At 58.8% G+C, this 18,808-nt stretch carries 16 protein-coding genes, 1 tRNA gene and 1 pseudogene; 9 read left to right on the top strand and 9 right to left on the bottom strand.

Annotated features, from left to right (window positions below):
• Window positions 1-198: 198 nt before the first annotated feature.
• A complete protein-coding gene (locus AC3IUE_RS27505; RefSeq protein WP_489264305.1) occupies window positions 199-1,617 on the bottom strand; it encodes a short-chain fatty acid transporter in 1,419 nt (472 codons plus the stop codon).
• Between the two features lie 201 nt (window positions 1,618-1,818).
• Here AC3IUE_RS27505 and AC3IUE_RS27500 point away from each other — a divergent pair, with 201 nt between their 5' ends.
• From AC3IUE_RS27500 to AC3IUE_RS27480, 5 genes and pseudogenes are all read left to right on the top strand, one after another.
• The gene (locus tag AC3IUE_RS27500; protein ID WP_489264304.1) at window positions 1,819-3,132 is read left to right on the top strand and encodes an MFS transporter; all 1,314 of its coding nucleotides are present in this window, start codon (window positions 1,819-1,821) and stop codon (window positions 3,130-3,132) included.
• 35 nt (window positions 3,133-3,167) lie between these two features.
• Entirely contained in the window at window positions 3,168-3,722 is a 555-nt protein-coding gene (gene pseH / locus AC3IUE_RS27495; protein ID WP_489264303.1) for a UDP-4-amino-4,6-dideoxy-N-acetyl-beta-L-altrosamine N-acetyltransferase, read from the top strand.
• Window positions 3,723-3,843: 121 nt separating this feature from the next.
• Window positions 3,844-4,572: pseudogene (locus tag AC3IUE_RS27490) on the top strand (PAS domain-containing protein); the annotation flags it as partial.
• Entirely contained in the window at window positions 4,552-5,160 is a 609-nt protein-coding gene (locus AC3IUE_RS27485; protein ID WP_489268970.1) for a methyl-accepting chemotaxis protein, read from the top strand. The pseudogene AC3IUE_RS27490 and the gene AC3IUE_RS27485, both read left to right, overlap by 21 nt.
• A 57-nt stretch (window positions 5,161-5,217) precedes the next feature.
• Window positions 5,218-5,817 (top strand): flavin reductase family protein, encoded by a 600-nt coding sequence (locus AC3IUE_RS27480; protein WP_008153450.1) that lies wholly within the window; start codon window positions 5,218-5,220, stop codon window positions 5,815-5,817.
• Window positions 5,818-5,829: 12 nt separating this feature from the next.
• On the opposite strand, the gene AC3IUE_RS27475 is transcribed toward AC3IUE_RS27480, so the two are convergent.
• Window positions 5,830-6,198: a cupin domain-containing protein gene (locus tag AC3IUE_RS27475; RefSeq protein WP_046048322.1), complete on the bottom strand. Its 369-nt coding sequence runs from the start codon at window positions 6,196-6,198 to the stop codon at window positions 5,830-5,832.
• A 76-nt stretch (window positions 6,199-6,274) separates the two neighbouring features.
• A complete protein-coding gene (locus tag AC3IUE_RS27470; protein ID WP_489264302.1) occupies window positions 6,275-7,084 on the bottom strand; it encodes an AraC family transcriptional regulator in 810 nt (269 codons plus the stop codon).
• 256 nt (window positions 7,085-7,340) lie between these two features.
• On the opposite strand from AC3IUE_RS27470, the gene ddlA reads away from it, so the two are divergent.
• Together ddlA and AC3IUE_RS27460 are read left to right on the top strand one after the other, a co-directional pair.
• Window positions 7,341-8,435: a D-alanine--D-alanine ligase gene (ddlA, locus tag AC3IUE_RS27465; RefSeq protein ID WP_489264301.1), complete on the top strand. Its 1,095-nt coding sequence runs from the start codon at window positions 7,341-7,343 to the stop codon at window positions 8,433-8,435.
• Window positions 8,436-8,471: 36 nt separating this feature from the next.
• A complete protein-coding gene (locus AC3IUE_RS27460; RefSeq protein ID WP_056740768.1) occupies window positions 8,472-8,900 on the top strand; it encodes a TOBE domain-containing protein in 429 nt (142 codons plus the stop codon).
• 7 nt (window positions 8,901-8,907) lie between these two features.
• Here AC3IUE_RS27460 and AC3IUE_RS27455 read toward each other — a convergent pair whose 3' ends face one another.
• Window positions 8,908-10,062, bottom strand: a complete 1,155-nt coding sequence (locus tag AC3IUE_RS27455; RefSeq protein WP_489264300.1) for a Fic family protein — start codon at window positions 10,060-10,062, stop codon at window positions 8,908-8,910.
• Between the two features lie 261 nt (window positions 10,063-10,323).
• Window positions 10,324-12,156: a gamma-glutamyltransferase gene (gene ggt, locus AC3IUE_RS27450; protein ID WP_489264299.1), complete on the bottom strand. Its 1,833-nt coding sequence runs from the start codon at window positions 12,154-12,156 to the stop codon at window positions 10,324-10,326.
• Between the two features lie 164 nt (window positions 12,157-12,320).
• Between ggt and AC3IUE_RS27445 the strand changes: the two genes are divergently transcribed.
• On the top strand, window positions 12,321-13,430 hold the full coding sequence (locus AC3IUE_RS27445) for a DUF2817 domain-containing protein (protein ID WP_056740774.1): 1,110 nt from the start codon (window positions 12,321-12,323) through the stop codon (window positions 13,428-13,430).
• Here the strand turns inward: AC3IUE_RS27445 and AC3IUE_RS27440 are convergent.
• The 3 genes from AC3IUE_RS27440 to AC3IUE_RS27430 form a co-directional block, all read right to left on the bottom strand.
• Window positions 13,334-14,242: a bestrophin-like domain gene (locus AC3IUE_RS27440; RefSeq protein ID WP_056740776.1), complete on the bottom strand. Its 909-nt coding sequence runs from the start codon at window positions 14,240-14,242 to the stop codon at window positions 13,334-13,336. The genes AC3IUE_RS27445 and AC3IUE_RS27440 overlap by 97 nt on opposite strands.
• A gap of 144 nt (window positions 14,243-14,386) precedes the next feature.
• A tRNA-Met gene (locus tag AC3IUE_RS27435) sits at window positions 14,387-14,463 on the bottom strand.
• A 116-nt stretch (window positions 14,464-14,579) separates the two neighbouring features.
• Window positions 14,580-16,637, bottom strand: coding sequence for a methyl-accepting chemotaxis protein (locus AC3IUE_RS27430; protein ID WP_489264298.1), 2,058 nt, complete (start codon window positions 16,635-16,637; stop codon window positions 14,580-14,582).
• A gap of 331 nt (window positions 16,638-16,968) precedes the next feature.
• Between AC3IUE_RS27430 and AC3IUE_RS27425 the strand changes: the two genes are divergently transcribed.
• Window positions 16,969-18,186, top strand: coding sequence for an MFS transporter (locus AC3IUE_RS27425; protein WP_489264297.1), 1,218 nt, complete (start codon window positions 16,969-16,971; stop codon window positions 18,184-18,186).
• Window positions 18,187-18,337: 151 nt separating this feature from the next.
• On the opposite strand, the gene AC3IUE_RS27420 is transcribed toward AC3IUE_RS27425, so the two are convergent.
• Window positions 18,338-18,775, bottom strand: coding sequence for a hypothetical protein (locus AC3IUE_RS27420; protein ID WP_489264296.1), 438 nt, complete (start codon window positions 18,773-18,775; stop codon window positions 18,338-18,340).
• Window positions 18,776-18,808: the final 33 nt, after the last annotated feature.

Below are 18,808 nucleotides of genomic sequence, written 5' to 3'. Positions count from 1 at the left end.
GGTCAGTGCTGTCTTGCTTTAAAAAGTGTGTGAGCTGTCGGAGTTTACTCAGCGATTTATAGGTTGGAGATAAGAACTCTCCGGGTTTCATGTCAGGCGCAATCGAGCCTGTTTGTAGGATAAATCTAGGCGTTTGTTTCATGCTCAAGCAGGGTGAACGGATTGCACCTGCCCGCAGCAGGTGCAATCACTTAGGTGTTACGGCATGACCGGTGCCGTATACGTCAGCGTCGTCCCCAGCGCCCACAGCAGAAACAGCACCAGCGGCGTGTGCACCAGCAGTTGCACGAACGAAAACCCGATCAAGTCCCGCGCCTTCAACCCGAGCACACCCAGCAGCGGCAGCATGTAGAACGGGTTGATCAGGTTCGGCAGGGCTTCGGCGGCGTTGTAGATCTGCACGGCCCAGCCCAGGTGGTAGTTCAGGTCGGTGGCCACTTGCATGACGTACGGCGCTTCGATGATCCATTTACCCCCGCCGGACGGGATGAAGAAACCGAGGATCGCCGAGTACACGCCCATCAGCAGCGCGTAGGTGTCGTGGGACGCGATTTGTACGAAAAAGGTCGAGATGTGGTGAGCCAGCGTCTGAGCGTCAGTCCCTTTGACGGTGGTCATCAGCGCCGCGATCGAGCCGTACAGCGGGAACTGAATCAGTACGCCCGTGGTGGTCGGCACCGCGCGGGACACAGCGTCAAGGAAGCTGCGCGGGCGCCAGTGCAGCAGGGCACCGAGCATGATGAACAGGAAGTTGTAGGTGTTCAGCCCGGAAATCGCGCTGATCGCCGGTTTGGTCGAGAACTCATGGAACAGCCATCCGGCTGCCAGCAGCACCAGCAAAATCGTCAGCAGCGGACTGTGTTCCAGCCATTCGCCGGGGCGCGTGCGCGGTTGCAACGGCGGCAGGTTGAAGCTCGGATCGATGCCGCAGGCTTTGGCATCACGGGCCGAGTTCGGGCCGGGTGCAGTGGCGTAGGCAATGATCAGTGAGATCACGATCAGCGCCAGCAACATCACACCGGACTGCCAGAGAAAGATCGTTTGCGTGAAAGGAATCACCCCGGTGATCGACAGAATCGATGGCGGCAGACTGGCCGGGTTGGCCTGCAATTGCGCGGCGGACGAGGACAGGCCCAAGGCCCACACCGCGCCGAGACCCAGATAGGCAGCAGCACCGGCAGCGCGGTAGTCCATTTTCAGATCGGTACGGCGGGCGAGGGCGCGCACCAGCAAACCGCCAAACACCAGCGACAGCCCCCAGTTCAGCAGTGAAGCGACCATGGAGATCAACGCAACCCAGGCCACGGCCGAGCGGCCGTTTTTCGGGATCCGCGCCAGCCGGTCGATCAGTTTCACCGCCGGTGGCGAACTGGCAACCACATAACCGCCGATCACCACGAAAGCCATTTGCATGGTGAACGGGATCAGGCTCCAGAAGCCGTCACCGAAGGCCATGGCGGCGTCGGTGGGTTTGGCGCCCATGAACAGGGTCGCCACGGTGACGATAATCACCGCCAGTGCGGCAAACACCCAGGAGTCGGGAAACCAGCGTTCGGCAAAACTTGAGCAGCGCAGGGCAAAGCGGGCAGAGCGGGTATCTTCGATATCAGCGGCCACGGGTGTACCTCGAATTTTTATGTTTGTTGTGGTCTTCAGGACCGCAAAGGCCCGTCTAGACAGGTGCCAACAGTAAAACAATCGGTTCTATTTTGTGACGAAGTTTTACGCGTCTAGGACTTTGGTCTAACGGGTTGTCCGTTGGCGCGTTTGCGTAGACCATGGGCACCTTGGTTTTTTGCCTATGCCAGAGTGCTTTTCATGACTGCCAACACCCACTCGCGCCCGGTGCCGTTCACCCGCTCGGATTACAAGACCCTCGGCCTTGCGGCCCTTGGCGGCGCGCTGGAAATCTACGATTTCATCATTTTCGTATTTTTTGCCCTGACCCTCAGCCAGCTGTTCTTCCCACCGGAAATGCCTGAGTGGCTGCGACTGCTGCAAAGCTTCGGGATCTTCGTGACCGGTTATCTGGCGCGGCCGTTGGGCGGGATTCTGATGGCGCATTTCGCCGACCGACTGGGCCGCAAGAAGGTCTTCAGCCTGAGCATCCTGATGATGGCGCTGCCGTGTCTGCTGATCGGCATCATGCCGACCTACGCGCAGATCGGTTATTTCGCACCGTTGCTGCTGTTGGCCCTGCGAATCCTCCAGGGCGCGGCGGTGGGCGGCGAAGTGCCGAGCGCCTGGGTGTTCGTCGCCGAGCATGCACCCGTCGGGCATCGCGGTTATGCCCTCGGTTTCCTGCAGGCCGGGCTGACGTTTGGTTACCTGATCGGCGCCCTGACGGCGACGTTTCTGGCGCAGGCATTTACCCCGGCAGAAATCCTTGATTACGCCTGGCGTTACCCGTTCCTGCTGGGCGGCGTGTTCGGCGTAATCGGTGTCTGGCTACGCCGCTGGCTCAGCGAAACCCCGGTGTTCATGGCCATGCAGGCGCAACGTGATGCGGCCGTCGAACTGCCGCTGCGCACGGTCTTGCGTGAACATCGTCTGGCCATGCTGCCGGCGATGATCCTCACCTGTGTACTGACCTCGGCGGTGGTGGTGTTCGTGGTGATCACCCCGACCATGATGCAAAAAACCTTCGGTATGACCGCCAGCCACACCTTCGCCCTGAGTGCCTTGGGCATTGTTTTTCTGAACATCGGCTGTGTACTCGCCGGGCTGCTGGTCGACCGCATTGGCGCCTGGCGCACAGTGATGCTCTATAGCCTGCTACTGCCGTTGGGCATTGGCGTGCTCTATACCTGCCTGATCATCGGTGGCAACTGGATCGGTCTGGCGTACGCGGTGGCCGGCCTTGGTTGCGGGGTGGTCGGCTCGGTGCCGTCGGTGATGGTCAGCCTGTTCCCCGCGCGAATTCGTGTCTCGGGGATTTCCTTCACCTACAACATTGCCTACGCCGTCTGGGCGAGTATCACACCGTTGTTGCTGATCGGTCTGATGCCGTGGAGCCCATGGATCTGCGTGATCTTCTGCGCGGTGATGGGGGCTGTGGGGATCGGCAGCGCGGCGTATTTCGGCGCACGCATACCCCATGTCGGGAGCCGCAGCGTGGCTCCCTGCGTTTAGCGACTGTCAGACCTGCGATGCAAAGGAGCAGCACAATGCAATTGGTACCCATCCTTGAAGTATCCCGTCAGCATCAGTCGCGTGTGCGGGATTTGCGCAATCAGCCTGATGTTCGCCAATACATGTACACCGATCATGAGATATCCGAGGCCGAGCACACTGCCTGGCTCGGCTCATTGACGAACAATCCGCGTCAATCCGTGTTCGTACTCATGCTCGACGGCACAGTCCGTGGCGTGGTGTCGCTAAACGCGATCAGCTCGTTGCACAAAACGGCTGACTGGGCTTTTTATCTCGACAGTGAACTGCAAGGACAAGGGCTGGGCAGTCGGTTGGAGTTCTGGCTTCTGGACCACGCGTTCGGCGTGGCCGGTCTGGAAAAACTCAACTGTGAAGTGCTGCAGAGCAACCCGGCGGTGATCAGGCTGCACCAGAAGTTCGGCTTTTCCATTGAGGGAGTCCGACGCCAGAACATCATCAAGGACAACCTCAGAGTCGATGTGGTGATGCTGGGCATTACTCGACAGGAATGGGCGGCGCAACGGCCGAAGATGGAAGACGTGATGGCACGGCTGAACCGTGTCAGCTGATCAGGGGGGCACACCGCAACTATTTTTGTAGGACAACCCTGAAACACTCTTCAGAAAACACCCCCAAGGCCGATGGTTAGGCTGCATACCGCTTTCTATCCCTGTCCATCGGTGTATCCCCATGTTCAACAAACGCTTGAAGCAGGAGCTGTCGGCTCTTCGCGAAGAACTCTCCAGCCTCCAGCAAGTGAAGGAAAGTCTGGAAAGCGAGATGCTGGTCCTGACCCTCGATGTCGACGGGCGGATTCAATCGGTCAACCAGAACTTCATCGGTGAGATGCTCTACAAAAGCAGCGACCTGATAGGGCGACACATCGAAGACATCGTCCCGACCCATGTGAAGTCGGACGAATTCCACCAGCGCTTCAAGGCCGCGTTGACCCGTGGCGAGCACTTTGCCGGCACGGTGCGTTTGTTGCGCGGCAATGGCCAGGAAGCCTGGCTGCGTTCGATCGTGCAGCCGGTTCGGTCCGCGGACGGCCGGATCAAACACTTCTCGATTTACTCCAGCGACCTGACCCGCACCATCGAGGCGTCTCGTGAACATGAGAACCTGATCGGCGCGCTTGTGCGCTCCACGGCGGTGATCGAGTTCGACCTCAATGGCAATGTGCTGGCGGCCAACGACCGGTTCCTCAGCGGGATGGGTTACAGCCTGGCGCAGATCAAGGGCAAACATCACCGCATGTTCTGCGAACCCGAGGAATACAACAGCGCCGGGTATCAGGACTTCTGGCGCCGTTTGAATGCAGGGGAGTTCGTCGCCGCCCGTTTCAAACGCATCGACAGCCACGGTCGCGTGGTCTGGCTGGAGGCTTCCTACAACCCGGTGGTCGATGCCAACAACAAGCTCTACAAAGTGGTGAAGTTCGCCACGGTGATTACCGATCAGGTCAATCAGGAGCAAGCCGTCGCCGAAGCGGCCAACATTGCCTACAGCACCTCGCAGCAAACCGACAGCAGCGCGCAACGCGGTAACGCCGTGGTGACTCAGGCGGTCAACGTGATGCGTGACCTTGCCACGCACATGCAGACCGCCGGTGAAGGCATCGAAGCGCTGAACGAGCAGTCGCTGGTGATCGGCACCATCGTCAAAACCATCAGCGGGATTGCCGAACAGACCAACCTGCTGGCGCTCAACGCGGCCATCGAAGCGGCTCGGGCCGGGGAACAGGGGCGTGGTTTCGCGGTGGTGGCGGATGAGGTCCGGCAATTGGCTTCGCGCACCAGCCAGGCAACCGATGAGATTGTCGGCGTAGTGCGTCAGAATCAGGACATGGCGCGCAACGCCGTGGCGCTGATGACCGAAGGCAAACTCCAGGCTGAACAGGGGCTGGCGCTGGCGGCAGAGGCGGGGACGGTGATTGTCGAGATTCAGGACGGTGCACAGAAAGTGGTGAACGCGGTCGGCCAGTTTGCCAATCAGTTAGCGACTTGATGACTGCCATCGCGGCGTAAATCGCTACAATCGGCCTTTTCCCCAGGAGCAGCCATCATGAGCGTTTCTCACCGCCGTCCGGTTCCCTTGGCCAAGGCGTATCGTCTGCTCAATCACGGCCCGACCGTGCTGGTCAGCGCGGCCCATGACGGCCAGCGCAACATCATGGCGGCGGCCTGGGCGATGCCGCTGGATTTCGAGCCGCCGAAAATTGCCGTGGTGCTGGACAAGTCCACCTGGACACGTCAATTGCTGGAGGCTTCGGGCACGTTTGTGCTGAACGTTCCCTGCGCCGCCCAGGCCGATATCGTCCAGACCGTGGGTTCGACGTCCGGCCTGGAGTTGACCCGGGACCAGGGCCGGGACAAGTTCCAGGTCTATGGCTTGCCGACTTTCAGCGCTGAATTGATCGATGCGCCAATGCTCGAAGGCTGCGTCGCCTGGCTGGAATGCCGGCTGCTGCCGGAGCCAAGCAATCACCAGCAGTACGATCTGTTTCTGGCCGAAGTGATTGCCGCCCAGGCAGACGAGCGCGTGTTCAGTGACGGTCGCTGGCACTTCGAAGGGCAAGACGCGTTGCGCACCTTGCACCATGTGGCTGGCGGGCATTTCCTGAAAATCGGCGATCCAGTGGACGGCAAAACCTTGCAGCCATAAGCAGCCGGCCTTTCACACCCAGACGTCATTCTGCGCAGTGCGCTCGCCACCTTCGTTACCCGTGTTCAGCACACCCTTGGGCTCGATCAGCAGGAGTTTCACCTCCTGCTCGGCGAACGGTTTGTGCTCGACACCTTTCGACACCACATACATTTCACCGGCGTTCACCAGCACGTGACCATCGCGAAAGTCGATGCGCAGTTGCCCTTCGAGGACGATGAAGGTTTCGTCGGTATCAAGGTGATCGTGCCAGATGAAATCCCCCAGCAGTTTCACCACCTTGAACTGGTAGTCGTTCATTTCGGCGATGACCCGAGGCGTCCAGTACGGGTCGATCCTGGCGATTTTTTCAGCGAAGTTCAGGCTTTCGTAAGCTTTCATGAAGCAGCTCTCGTGGTTGATCGTAAATCCACGATAGCCCGCGCATCGACGTGCTTCTTGAACGATTGTGCGTGGCTCAGCGGCGGTGCATTTTCATCCAGCGGGCCGGCGACAGGCCGTAGGTTTTGCTGAACTGCCGGGTCATGTGGCTCTGATCGGTGAAGCCGGCGATCAGCGCGGCGCTGACCAATGTCTGGCCCTGAATCAGCAGCGAGCGGACCAGGTCGAGGCGGCGCATGGTCAGGTATCGATAAGGGCTGGTGCCGAACAACAGGCGAAAGTCCCGCGACAGACTCCAGCGATCGCGACCGCTGTGTTGCGCCAGTTCCTCCAGCGTCACGGTGCGATCCAGGGCGCTGTGGATGAATTCCCGCGCGCGTTCGGCGGCCACGTAGTCGAAGCTCTGGCGGGTAGCAGGCACTCCGGAAACGCTGTTCAAGGCTTGGGCCAGATCGAACAGCGCATCCTGCTCTTCGAGAGACTCGAGGGGGCAATCGAGGCTTCGCAGCAGCACGGCGGTCGCGGCGAACAAACGTGGATCGTTCGACAGGCCGGTCTTGATAAATGGCAACGGCTGCCCGCCGAGCATCTGCTGGATCAGTGCCGGTTCGATGTACATCATTCGGTACTGGAACCCGATCTCGGTGCCGGCCTCGCCATCGTGAACTTCGTCCGGGTGCAGCACCATGGTTCCGCCCGGCAGACTGTGACGCCAGCCACCGCGGTACTGAAAACTCTGCACGCCGGCCAGGGTATGGCCGATGGCGTAGGTGTCGTGGCGGTGAAGGTCGTAGCCGTGGCCTGCAAAAAATGCCTCGAAACGCTGAAGCCCGCCGACGTCGGGCGCGCGGTGGAACCAGTCGATCGGGGGCGTGTGCTTGGCCATGGTGATGTTGCCTTGAACTCGATGCTGAACACGTTACCCCACTGACCAACCGCCTGTCTGCTGCCGTTCGAATCACCCGGCCGGTAGAAAATCCGGGACTAATGTTGCAAGGTGTTGAATATTTTTTAAGCTACGAAGGCGCCCCACATCATGGAAATATCTCACCTGAGCTACGCCACCGATGTTGTTGGCGCTGGCCGTGTTGACCATGGCGTGTTCGGCGCACATCGGGTGGCCAATCGTTGAGGAGTTCTGAATGAGCAAACTGCGGGTAGGCATTATTTTTGGCGGTCGTTCGGCTGAACACGAAGTGTCGCTGCAATCGGCGAAAAACATCGTCGATGCGCTGGACCGGTCGCGCTTCGAGCCGGTGCTGATCGGCATCGACAAGCAAGGCCACTGGCACCTTAACGACCCTTCAAACTTTCTGCTCAATCAGGAAAACCCGGCGCTGATTGCCCTCAACCAGTCCAACCGCGAGCTGGCCGTCGTACCGGGAAAGGCCAGTCAGCAATTGGTGGAAACCTCCGGTCAGGAACTGCTGGGTCACGTCGATGTGATCTTCCCGATGGTCCACGGCACCCTGGGCGAAGACGGTTGCCTGCAAGGGCTGCTGCGTATGGCTGACCTGCCGTTTGTCGGCTCCGACGTGCTCGGTTCGGCCGTCTGCATGGACAAGGACATCAGCAAGCGCCTGCTGCGTGACGCCGGGTTGGCGGTCACGCCGTTTGTCACCTTGACCCGCGCCACTGCGGCGCGTACCGGATTCGCCGAGGTGCAAGGCAAACTCGGCCTGCCGCTATTCGTCAAACCGGCGAACCAGGGGTCTTCCGTGGGCGTGAGCAAGGTGAATGACGAAGCCGAGTATGCGGTGGCAATAGAACTGGCCCTGGGTTTCGATGAGAAAGTCTTGGTCGAGTCCGCCGTCAGCGGTCGCGAGATTGAATGCGCGGTGCTCGGCAATGAAGACGCCATTGCCAGCGGTTGTGGCGAGATTGTGGTGCGCAGCGGGTTTTATTCCTACGACAGCAAATACATCGATGCTCAAGCGGCGGAAGTGGTGGTTCCGGCTAACATCAGCATCGAAGCCAGTGAACGCATCCGTGCCCTGGCCGTCGAGGCGTTTCAGGTGCTGGGCTGTTCCGGGCTGGCGCGGGTCGACGTGTTCCTGACCGAGAGTGGCGAAGTGCTGATCAATGAGATCAACTCGTTACCCGGCTTCACCCGCATCAGCATGTACCCCAAGTTATGGCAGGCCACCGGTATGACTTACAGCGAGCTGGTCAGCCGTTTGATCGAGCTGGCGCTGGAGAAGCATCAGGTGCGACAGGCGCTGAAGATCACTCGCTAGGCTGAATACAACAATAATTATTCGAGGAGACACGTCATGAAAGTCAGTGCACGTAACGTATTCAAAGGCACCATCAGTCAATTGCAACCCGGCGCGGTCAACGCCGAAGTCTCACTGAAACTGTCGGGCGGCAATGAACTGGTGGCCGTGGTGACCATGGAAAGCGTGAAGAACCTCGGGCTGGCGGTCGGCAAGGAAGCGGTCGCGCTGGTGAAGGCGCCGTGGGTCATGTTGATGACCGAATCCAGCGACATTCGTCTGTCGGCGCGCAACTGCCTCGAAGGCAAGGTCACCAGTGTCATCGATGGCGCCGTGAACTCCGAAGTGGTCATCCAGCTCGACGGCGGCACCGAAGTCTATTCGATCGTGACACGCCAGGCTGTGGCAGAACTGGGCCTGGCGCCGGGCGTGAGCGCGACGGCGGTGATCAAGGCGTCGCATATCATTTTGGGTGTGCCGCGCTGATACGCCTTCAAGGATTTTCCAGCGGCTCGGGGATAAAACCTTGCTCTCTAAGCCCCTTGATGACACCTCGGATCAGGTAGTTATTTGAAAATCCGATGGTGTACTGCCTTGCTCCTTCGTTGATTGGAAGGAGCATTCCCTGGCTCACCAGTTTTTTGATCAAGTAGGTGCGTTGGCTAGCTGATAGGTCTGGTAGTGCATGGGCGAGATCTGCAGACTTAACAACGCCTTCATTGATCGCTATATCCAGCACAGCTTCTTCTGTTTTGGTAATCCACTCGCGCTGACGAGCGAATGTAACGGCAGGCATGAGAATTGAGTGTTTGAGGTAGGCGTAGTCGGTAAGTCGATCAACTTTGGCAATCTCATCTTTCACCCCTTCCAGCACATAGATACACCACGCTTCGAGACTTGCTTTCGTACCGGTGTCAGCCACACCTAGCATTGCGTAATAGTGTTCACGATCGTTACAGAAAACGGCTGTGGGATTCAGCACTCTCCCGCCTGTGTTTACGTTGAACCCATATTTCATCAAGAGTGCGTAAGTGAGTAGTCTCACTACGCGGCCGTTACCGTTTCCAAAAGGGTGAATCCATCCGAATCGATGGTGCGCCAAGGCGACTTTCATCAGATCGTATTTTGGCAGGTCATCATGGTTCACGAAGGCAACCAGCTCTTGCATGTACCCCGGTATCTGAACTGCTTCCGGTGGAAGGTGCTCCGACTGCGCGATACGTACTGGCGTTTGACGATAGGCGCCTGGAGTTCGGTCGCCTTCACGCTCTAGTTGCTGGACGGTCATCGCATGTATTTCGCGAATGGTCCGTTCGGTCAAAGGTTCACCTGGCTGCATGATTTCTTCGATATAGCTCATGGCCTTTTCGATGTTGGCAACTTCACGCAGTTGGTCGCTATCCGTTGCCTTACCCTCGATTTTGTTGTCCAGGTAGTCGGCCAAGGTTGTGTGGTTACCCTCAATCCGTGCTGACCCCAGGCTTTCCAATGTGTGGAAAATTGCCTTGAGCTGGAAAAATACCGGGGCTGGAGTATCGCCTTCAAGTCGGAGCCGTCGTAGGTGTTCCAGCTCACTCAACACGTCCACCAACGGGGAGTCGAAAGTTGGATTCAGGAGCTGAAGTTCATGATGGGCAAATTCAGGCATATAGAATTTATCTCTGGTGTCGAGGGGGGTTATCTCTAATGAGGCCCTCAACAGGCCCTATTTATAGGGCTATTTTTGATGCGGGTGTAAAAATTATCTCTAATCGCTCTCTATGTGAAGTCGAAAGCTGTAACGAGATAAGTGAAAAGAGCGTGCTTGGAAAAGCGGTTGGTGGCCTCACGTTCTTTACTCAATCAATAGTAAACAAACATAAAAAAGGGCCTACCTCCCGGTAAGCCCTTGCTCACTCCCACGTAGGACTCAATCCCCCAACGCCGCCCCCTCACGCCGCGGATCAGCCCCTCCCGCCAACGACGTTTTCCCCTGCGCATCCTTCACCCGGACAATCGCCTGAGTCCCGCTGGTCATGTCGATCTCGTTCACGCTGTGTCCTTTGCCCTTCAGCGCCTGAATCAGTGCCGGGCTGAACTGCCCCTGTTCCAGTTCGGTCGGGCCGTTGCGGCTGCCGAAGTTGGGCAGGCTGATGGCGGCTTGTGGGTCGAGGTTCCAGTCGAGCAGGCCGATGGTGGATTTGGCGACGTATTCGATGATCTGCGAGCCGCCGGGGGAGCCGATGGTGGCGAGGAATTCGCCGCTCTGGCGGTCGAAGATCAGCGTCGGTGCCATGGACGAGCGTGGGCGTTTGCCGGGTTCGACGCGGTTGGCAACTTTCTGGCCATTCTCTTCGGGGATGAACGAGAAGTCGGTCATCTGGTTGTTCAGCAGGAAACCCTGAACCATCAGGTGCGAGCCAAACGCGGATTCCACGGTGGTGGTCATGGACACGGCGCCGCCTAGGTCATCCACCGCCACCACTTGCGAGGTGGAGATGCGCAGCGGCGAGCGGTCCGGTGCGTAGGCGACCTGAATACCCGGCGGGGTGCCAGGTTTGGCCGTGCCCATGCTGCGATCGCCGATCAGGGCCGCGCGGTCGGCCAGATACGCAGGGTCCACCAGACCTTTGACGGGGACGGGCACGAAATCGGCGTCGGCCACGTACTGCGCGCGGTCGGCGTAGGCCAGACGTTCGGCTTCGGAGATCAGGTGCACGGCTTCAGGCGCCGGCTCAACGCCCGCAGGTTGGCTGGTCTTGACCGGTTTGAGCGGCGCCAGGGCAAAACGCGGATCCCGGATTTCCAGGGCCTGCAAGGTGCCGAGGATCTGCGCCACGGCGATCCCGCCTGACGACGGTGGTGGCATGCCGCAGACCTGCCAGCGTTTGTAGTCGGTGCACAGCGGCGCGCGCTCCTTGGCGCTGTAGCCGTTGAGGTCGTTCAGCGACAGGCTGCCGGGGTTGGCGTGGCCCTGAACCTTGGCGACGATCTCTTGTGCGATGGGGCCTTTGTACAATGCATCCGGTCCTTCCTTGGCGATGCGTTTGAACGCCGCGGCCAGTGCCGGGTTTTTCAGTTGCGTGCCTGCGGCTTTCGGGCTGCCATCGGCATTCAGGAAGTAGGCCGCCATGTCTGGCGAGCGTCGAATGGATGAGTCCGAGGCGATCAACTGGTGAAGGCGTGGCGAGATGGCGAAGCCTTGCTCCGCGAGTTTGACCGCCGGTTCGAACAGCTGCGCCCACGGCAGACGACCGTGTTTCTGATGGGCCAATTCAAGCGCTCGTAACACGCCCGGTGTCCCCACCGAACGACCGCCAATCTGCGCCTGGGTGAACGGCATCGGTTTACCGTCGGCTTGCAGGAACAGCTTCTCGGTGGCGCCGGCCGGAGCGGTTTCGCGACCGTCATAAGTGCGTACCGCCTTGCCATCCCACAGCACGATCAACGCACCACCGCCAATGCCCGAGGATTGCGGTTCGACCAGGGTCAGCACGGCCTGCATCGCAATTGCGGCATCGATTGCCGAACCGCCCTGGCGCAACATCTCCCGCCCGGCCTCAGCCGCCAGCGGATTGGCCGCGGCCGCCATGTGTTTTGAGGCGTGTTGGGTTTGCAGGTCAGTGCGATAACCTGACGCGACTTCCGGTGCAACAGGTAACGTCGAAGAGGTCGGGGCGCTACAGGCTGCGAGGGTTAAAGCAGCGGCGATCAGCGAAAGGGCTGACAGGCGATAGTGGCTCAAGTGGAAGGCTGATAACACGTGGGGGCACTCCGTCCGTGGGAAAGATCAGGGGACTTTATCGGCCGAAAGGAAGTGACGCAAACCAAGGCCTACAGTAAAGATGCTTTTGCCCTTCATCACTCCATGGATTTTCTGTAGGGTCGAGGGCAACAGACTGGCCAGAAGATCAACAAGAGGCAGACATGCAGACCGAGTTCCCCACCCAGCCAAGTTACCGTACCCAGCGTGATCAATTCCTTGCCGTCGCGACCGCGGCCGGCGCGACGCTGACCGAGTACCCGCATCCACTCAAAGGGCCGTTCGGTGAGCCGTTGAGCACCGATGTGGCCGTGCTGGGAGATCCGCGCGCGAAGCGTTTGCTGATTGCGCTGAGTGGCACTCACGGCGTCGAAGGCTTCTACGGTTCGGGATGTCAGATCAAGTGGATGCAGGAGTTGGGCAAGCGTTCTTTGCCGGCTGATGTCGCGGTGGTGATGATCCACCTGATCAATCCGTGGGGCACTGCGTGGCTGCGTCGGGTCAACGAAGACAACATCGACCTGAACCGCAATCACCTGAACTTCGACCACGCATTGCCAGATAATCAGGCCTACGCAGCGCTGCATGAGATCTATGCCTGCACGCAGTTGCAGGGCCCGGAGCGTGATCGCGCCGATGCCTTGCTCGACGAACAGATCAGCGAACACGGTTGGCCAGCGGTGATGTCGATTGTCGAGGGTGGCCAGCACCGCCATCCCGATGGTTTGTTTTACGGCGGACTGGCGCCGAGCTGGTCGAATCGCACGTTGCATCAGATCATACAAAAACATGTTTCCCATGCCGAAGTGGCCATGTGTTTCGACTTGCACACCGGCGCCGGGGAGTACGGTCATCCGATGTTGCTGACCATCACCGAGGCGGCGTATCCAGCGCTTGCAGATGCGCAGGCTATTTATGGTCCCTGGCTCTATACCTTGCACACGGGCGCCGACACGCTGAGCGAAACCGGGGTTGCAGCCACCGCCACCGGCTACACCTCGCAAGCGTTGATCAACGCGCTGCCGCACGTGCGGATGATGCCCTTTGTGATCGAGTGCGGGACGTATCCCGGCGCCGAGGTTCATCGTCATCTGCGCGATGATCACTGGCTGCATCTGCACGGCAATCCGAGTGATGCAGTGGGGCGAGGGATCAAACTGAATCTGGTTGAGCAGTTCTATCCCGCCGACAGTGACTGGCAGGCGATGGTCTGGCTGCGCACCTGGCAGATTTGGGAGCGGGCGTTGTCAGCATTGCCGGCAATTCGTTCCTGACGTGGTTTACGCGGACGTGGCCTCTCGTTGCCCGAACTCATGCGGTTCAAATCTTCCTGCAACCGCAGCATGCTTTCTTCGCCGACGCGGATGAAGCCGCTGCGGGGCTGATCCAGGTCGAGGATGATGGTGAAGACCATGGCAATCAGGATCGCGAAGATGGCCGTCGAGCCGTGCCGTCGACGGTGGCCCAGGCCATAGCTGTAAGCGATGAAACCCAACGCACCGATGGCCACGACGAACAGCAGATTGATGACGGTTGCCGGGACATGATTGTCCTGCTCGGCGCGGCGCTTTTCATTGACGTTGTAGACGTCGGTCAACGACTGGATCACCAGGTTCATGGCGGCTGTCGCTTCGCCCTGGGCCTCGGCGGTGGCAGCCAGATTCCATAACTGGTCCTCGATCGTCCGGGACGATTCGCTGGCCGCCTTCAACAGTTTTTCGTCCGTGCCGGCGCGCATGAATTCAATCCGCGCCGAGACATAATCCTTGAGCAGCGCTGTCACCTTCCCGCGCAGATCAGACGGCAGCAGTTTCGCCCGCAGATAGGTCGAGCCGATCACCGTGACTTCATCTTGAATCAGTGTCTTGCGCGCTTCGAAGCGTGAGGTGGCCATGGCGAAGTTGAAACCCAGCAACAACGCGAGCAGACCGAGGAGGGCGGTTTGCAAAACGGTGAGGTGGGATCGGGTTGAATCGTTGCTGTGAGTTCGGTGATGACGGCCGAGACGAAAAGCGAGTTCCAGCACCACGCAGAAGATGGCGACTACGATGAAAAACACAATGATCTCGTCCAGGCCCCAGTGCATAGGGTGGTCTCTCTGCGTTCAAGCTTTGGCACTAACTGTAGGAGAGAACCGCGAAGAGCGGGCGTTAACCGCTCTGTGGGTCGGGAGCACTTTTCTCGAGGCATAAAAAAACGGCCTACCTTTCGGTAAGCCGTTTTTAGTACTTGGTGGCTACACAGGGACTTGAACCCCGGACCCCAGCATTATGAATGCTATGCTCTAACCAACTGAGCTATGTAGCCAAGTGGCGCGCATTATTGGCTCGGAACAGAGATGTGTCAAGCGTAAATCTAAAATATTTCTCTACGCTTTCAACCGCTTATCCGCCTGACCCGAAAAAACGGGTCAGGGGAGGGCGTCAACTGAGCTGAAATCTCCCGGTATTGGCACTCAAGGCCTTGCTGCCCTGGCTCAAAGTGTCCGCTGCCAGGTTCACCGCCCGCGCGCCTTCGAGCAAGCGTACCGCCGCCTGATCGACTTGCTGGATGTTGCCGCTGACCTCGTCGGCGGTGGTCGCTTGCTCGTCGACCGCTGTGGCGATCTGCGCCAGGGTGTCGGTGACACTTTGCACGGCACTGGCAATTTCCCCCAGGCGTTCGCCGAGGCCAGTGACGGCCTGGGCATCGGACTGAGCCTGGCCGCAAGCGGCTTCCATCAGGCTCACCGCTTCGTTCACGGTGCTGCGCAGGCTGTCGACAGTGCCGGCAATCTGCGCGGTGGAGGACTGGGTGCGTTGCGACAGGCTGCGCACTTCATCGGCCACCACCGCAAAGCCGCGGCCTTGCTCACCCGCGCGAGCCGCCTCGATGGCGGCGTTAAGTGCCAACAGGTTCGTCTGCTCGGCAACCCCGCGAATGGTGTCCACCACCAACTGAATCTGCTGCCCTTGTTCACTGACCCGGCCCAGTGCCGCAGCGGTGTCATTCAAGCGCTGATTGAGTTGCTGAATGCTCGCCGTCGTGCGCTGGCTGTCACGGCTGCTGTCGGCGGCGATGCGCTGGGTGTGCTGAGCGCTGCCGGAGGCCTGTTCGCAACTCTGGGCGACCCCTTGAGAGGTGGCGGCCAATTGCGTGGCTGCCGCCGCGATCTGGCTGATCTGCAACTGCTGAGCTTCGACTTCCCCAAGGGCGCCGCTGGAGTGATGGTTGAGGGTGCGCACCGCGTTGCTCAGCTGCAAGGTTTCATGATCGACCCCCAGCAGGCTGTTGCGCAGTTGCACCACCGCGACATTGAGAGCAGTGCTGATGGCGGCCAGTTCGTCGCGGCCCTCCACCGGTACTTGCAGGCTCAGATTGCCGTCGCGCAAGGCTTCGGCCAGCAGGGTAATGCCGCTGGCGCTGCGACGGATCGAGGCCTGCAAGCAGATGAACAGGTAGAGCGCGGCCAGCAGCAGGCAGCCAAAAATGGTCGCTACCAGGATGAACTGGCGGATGGCAGAGCCGTGGTAATAGTCCAGACGTTGATCCAGCGACACCAACGACTGCTGACGCAGCGAAGCGAGGTCAGAGAGCAGGCCGTCGAGGCTGCGTTCGAACTCTTCCGGCTTGAGCTTGATGCTGCCGCCGAACACGCCGTCATCGAGCACTTTCAACTCGGCGTCCAGGTGCTTGAGGCTGTCATGGTATTGCCCGGCCCAGGCTTGCAACGCGCTGGGCAGTCGCGCTTCCAGCAGGCTTGCGGTTTTGACCAACTGCTCCCGGGCATCGCCGATGCGGCTGCGCAAATCGCGCAATTGCAGGCGGCTTTGCAGGGTGAACTGCCCGGACACTACAGAGGCCTGGCCAACGCTGGCGAGACGGCCGACTCGCTCAATCAGGTCCGGCGCGTGCTGCGTGGAGATCTGCGTTAACAAATAGGTTTCCAGCCACGGCGCCAGTGTCAGGCGATTATCCATGGCGATCTGTTCGCGCAAGGCTTGCAGGGCACTCAAGGCATTGGTGAAACGATCGTAACCGTCCGGCCACCAACCGACGCTGCTCAGGCTTTTAGAGTCGAGGCCGTTGAGGGCGGTTTGCAGGGCTTGATAACGGGCCAGGGTTTCGCCCTCGGCGCCTTCGGTTTGCAGTGCGTTGCCGAGGTCTGAGGTGGCTTGGGCGACGGCTGGCTGAACCGTATCGAAAGCCGCCATCGCTGCGATCGTCGCGGGTGTCGGCTGGCGATTGGTTTCTGTGGCGCGCCAGCGAGCCGCGCGGTCACGCTGGGCGGCGAGCAGGTTATCCAGGGCATCGAGGGCGAGGAGTTGCCGAACCCCGGCACGTTCGCCGGAGATCAGGTTCAGTTTGTCGCGATAGTCCTGACCGATCATCCACAGGCTGCCCGTCAGCGGCAGGATAAACAGCAGAAACAACAGCTGAAATTTGCGTGCGAAGCCAAAACGCCCCAGCAACCCGATCCCCGGTGATAAAAAAGCCTGCATGCCCCATAACTCCTCTGGACACCACGCGCCATTGGCGTGCGTCGCAACCGTTGCGGTCGCGACCTGTGCCCTTTTAAAAGGCCTCGAAAGTTCACCCTCGCCAGCTCTGTAGGCCGACTCTGTAGCGAAACTTCCCATTCTCGGTCCCCTTTGTAAGGGGCCGCGTTGAAGCGGATTACCAAGGCAAGATTCAGACCATGGCGTTGCGCTATCACCTTTTCAGCGACGAAATCGAGGTCGTTAGCAGGCTAAGGGGATGGCGCTGCTGCACCGAAAAATGGCACATTGACGCACCTGCCCGTGTGCACCCATCTGTTGTACGGAAACTCTTATGGCTATCAGCAATGTCCAGACCGGCGCGCAGCCGGCATCCGCGACTTCACAAAGCAGCCCTTTGGTCATGCGCATCATCGGCGCCGTGGCGCTGGCGCATTTGATCAACGACTTGATCCAGTCGGTGCTGCCGTCGATCTATCCGATGCTCAAGGCCAACTATGGCCTGACCTTCACCCAGGTTGGCCTGATCACTTTGACGTTCCAGTTGACGGCTTCGCTGTTGCAGCCGTGGGTCGGTTACTACACCGATCGGCACCCCAAACCCTGGCTGCTACCCGCCGGGACGGTTTGCACATTGATCGGCATTTTGATGATGTCGGTGGTCGGCAGTTTCTCGATGATTTTGCTGGCGGCAGGCTTGATCGGTATCGGTTCCTCAACCTTTCACCCGGAAGCTTCTCGCGTGGCGCGATTAGCGTCTGGCGGGCGGTTTGGTTTGGCGCAGTCAACGTTTCAGGTCGGCGGTAATGCAGGCTCAGCCTTCGGTCCGTTGCTGGCTGCGGCGATCATCATTCCTTTCGGTCAGGGCCATGTGGCCTGGTTCGGATTGTTCGCGGTGTTTGCGCTGTTCGTGCTCTATCGGATCAGCCGCTGGTACGCCAATCACTTGAGCCTGTTCAAACTCAAGCAAGGCCAGGCGGCGACGCATGGCTTGTCGAAGAACCGCGTGATCAGTGCACTGGTGGTACTCGGGCTGCTGGTGTTCTCCAAGTATTTCTACATGGCCAGCTTCACCAGTTACTTCACCTTTTACCTGATCGAGAAATTCGACCTGTCGGTGGCGAGTTCACAGTTGCACCTGTTCCTGTTTCTCGGAGCGGTAGCGGCGGGGACCTTCTTCGGTGGGCCGATCGGCGACAAGATCGGGCGTAAGGCGGTGATCTGGTTCTCGATCCTCGGCGTCGCGCCGTTCACCCTGATCCTGCCTCATGTGGACCTGTTCTGGACCAGCATCCTCAGCGTCGTGATCGGCTTCATCCTGGCGTCAGCATTCTCGGCGATCGTGGTGTATGCGCAGGAATTGGTACCGGGCAATGTCGGGATGATTGCCGGGGTATTCTTCGGATTGATGTTCGGCTTTGGCGGGATTGGCGCGGCGTTGCTCGGGCATTTGGCGGACATACACGGCATCGAATACGTGTACTTGCTGTGTTCGTTCCTGCCGTTGTTTGGTGTGCTGGCGATCTTCCTGCCAAGAACCAAAGAAATCTGAGTTTTGCCGGGGCGCTTTAAGTGGATTAGTCAGCGCAATAGTATTAGTAAATCCAACCTGAGCTGAAAGATAAGCAACAAAAAGCTCAGGTAAGGATTGATATAAGCGGCAATATCTCAATAACTTCGAATTCGAATCTTTTGAGATTTGCTTATCCTTGCATTAATGCGGCTGTGGGATGAAATGCAAGAAAGCCAGATTTGTATTCTGCGATATTTATTGTTGATGAGTCAAAATGTTTAAGGAATATGTTTGGAATCTCGTTCTTGCAGCTCTTTAAAAGTTCGTCATTATCAAAAAACAATACAAGAGGACGATTGCTGTATTTAACCTTGGGGTGAAAGGCTATTAGAGCCTCGGTAAGGTGTGTGTTCAAGTTTACGATGTTTTCCTTTGAGTATATTCCAACTCTTCCGAAAAAGTCGAAGTACTCCATGTGCATTTCTTTGAATAGTTTAAATGCTAATAGTCTAGAGCCCGCAAATAGATCTAGTCGTGGTGCGGTTCTCATGTCTAACACGCATTGTGGGTTGTATCTTTTTGCGAACTCTGCAAAAGCCCCCTTTTTTTGAAGTTCGGACTCGCGCATGAAAACTATAACCGGGTCGGTAGTTTTCGTCGA

Source organism: Pseudomonas sp. GL_093 (assembly GCF_057837605.1).
Note: the sequence above shows the minus strand (reverse complement) of the source record. Positions and strands in the feature narration are given on the sequence as shown.

What these genes read in the sequence shown, in the direction of transcription:
- AC3IUE_RS27480 (WP_008153450.1), top strand. Translation starts at nt 5,218, where the DNA reads ATGAGCGTTTCTCACCGCCGTCCGGTTCCCTTGGCCAAGGCGTATCGT.
- AC3IUE_RS27500 (WP_489264304.1), top strand. Translation starts at nt 1,819, where the DNA reads ATGACTGCCAACACCCACTCGCGCCCGGTGCCGTTCACCCGCTCGGAT.
- ddlA (WP_489264301.1), top strand. Translation starts at nt 7,341, where the DNA reads ATGAGCAAACTGCGGGTAGGCATTATTTTTGGCGGTCGTTCGGCTGAA.
- AC3IUE_RS27475 (WP_046048322.1), bottom strand. Translation starts at nt 6,198, where the DNA reads ATGAAAGCTTACGAAAGCCTGAACTTCGCTGAAAAAATCGCCAGGATC.
- AC3IUE_RS27425 (WP_489264297.1), top strand. Translation starts at nt 16,969, where the DNA reads ATGGCTATCAGCAATGTCCAGACCGGCGCGCAGCCGGCATCCGCGACT.
- AC3IUE_RS27445 (WP_056740774.1), top strand. Translation starts at nt 12,321, where the DNA reads ATGCAGACCGAGTTCCCCACCCAGCCAAGTTACCGTACCCAGCGTGAT.
- AC3IUE_RS27420 (WP_489264296.1), bottom strand. Translation starts at nt 18,775, where the DNA reads ATGCGCGAGTCCGAACTTCAAAAAAAGGGGGCTTTTGCAGAGTTCGCA.
- AC3IUE_RS27440 (WP_056740776.1), bottom strand. Translation starts at nt 14,242, where the DNA reads ATGCACTGGGGCCTGGACGAGATCATTGTGTTTTTCATCGTAGTCGCC.
- AC3IUE_RS27455 (WP_489264300.1), bottom strand. Translation starts at nt 10,062, where the DNA reads ATGCCTGAATTTGCCCATCATGAACTTCAGCTCCTGAATCCAACTTTC.
- AC3IUE_RS27460 (WP_056740768.1), top strand. Translation starts at nt 8,472, where the DNA reads ATGAAAGTCAGTGCACGTAACGTATTCAAAGGCACCATCAGTCAATTG.
- pseH (WP_489264303.1), top strand. Translation starts at nt 3,168, where the DNA reads ATGCAATTGGTACCCATCCTTGAAGTATCCCGTCAGCATCAGTCGCGT.
- AC3IUE_RS27470 (WP_489264302.1), bottom strand. Translation starts at nt 7,084, where the DNA reads ATGGCCAAGCACACGCCCCCGATCGACTGGTTCCACCGCGCGCCCGAC.
- AC3IUE_RS27430 (WP_489264298.1), bottom strand. Translation starts at nt 16,637, where the DNA reads ATGCAGGCTTTTTTATCACCGGGGATCGGGTTGCTGGGGCGTTTTGGC.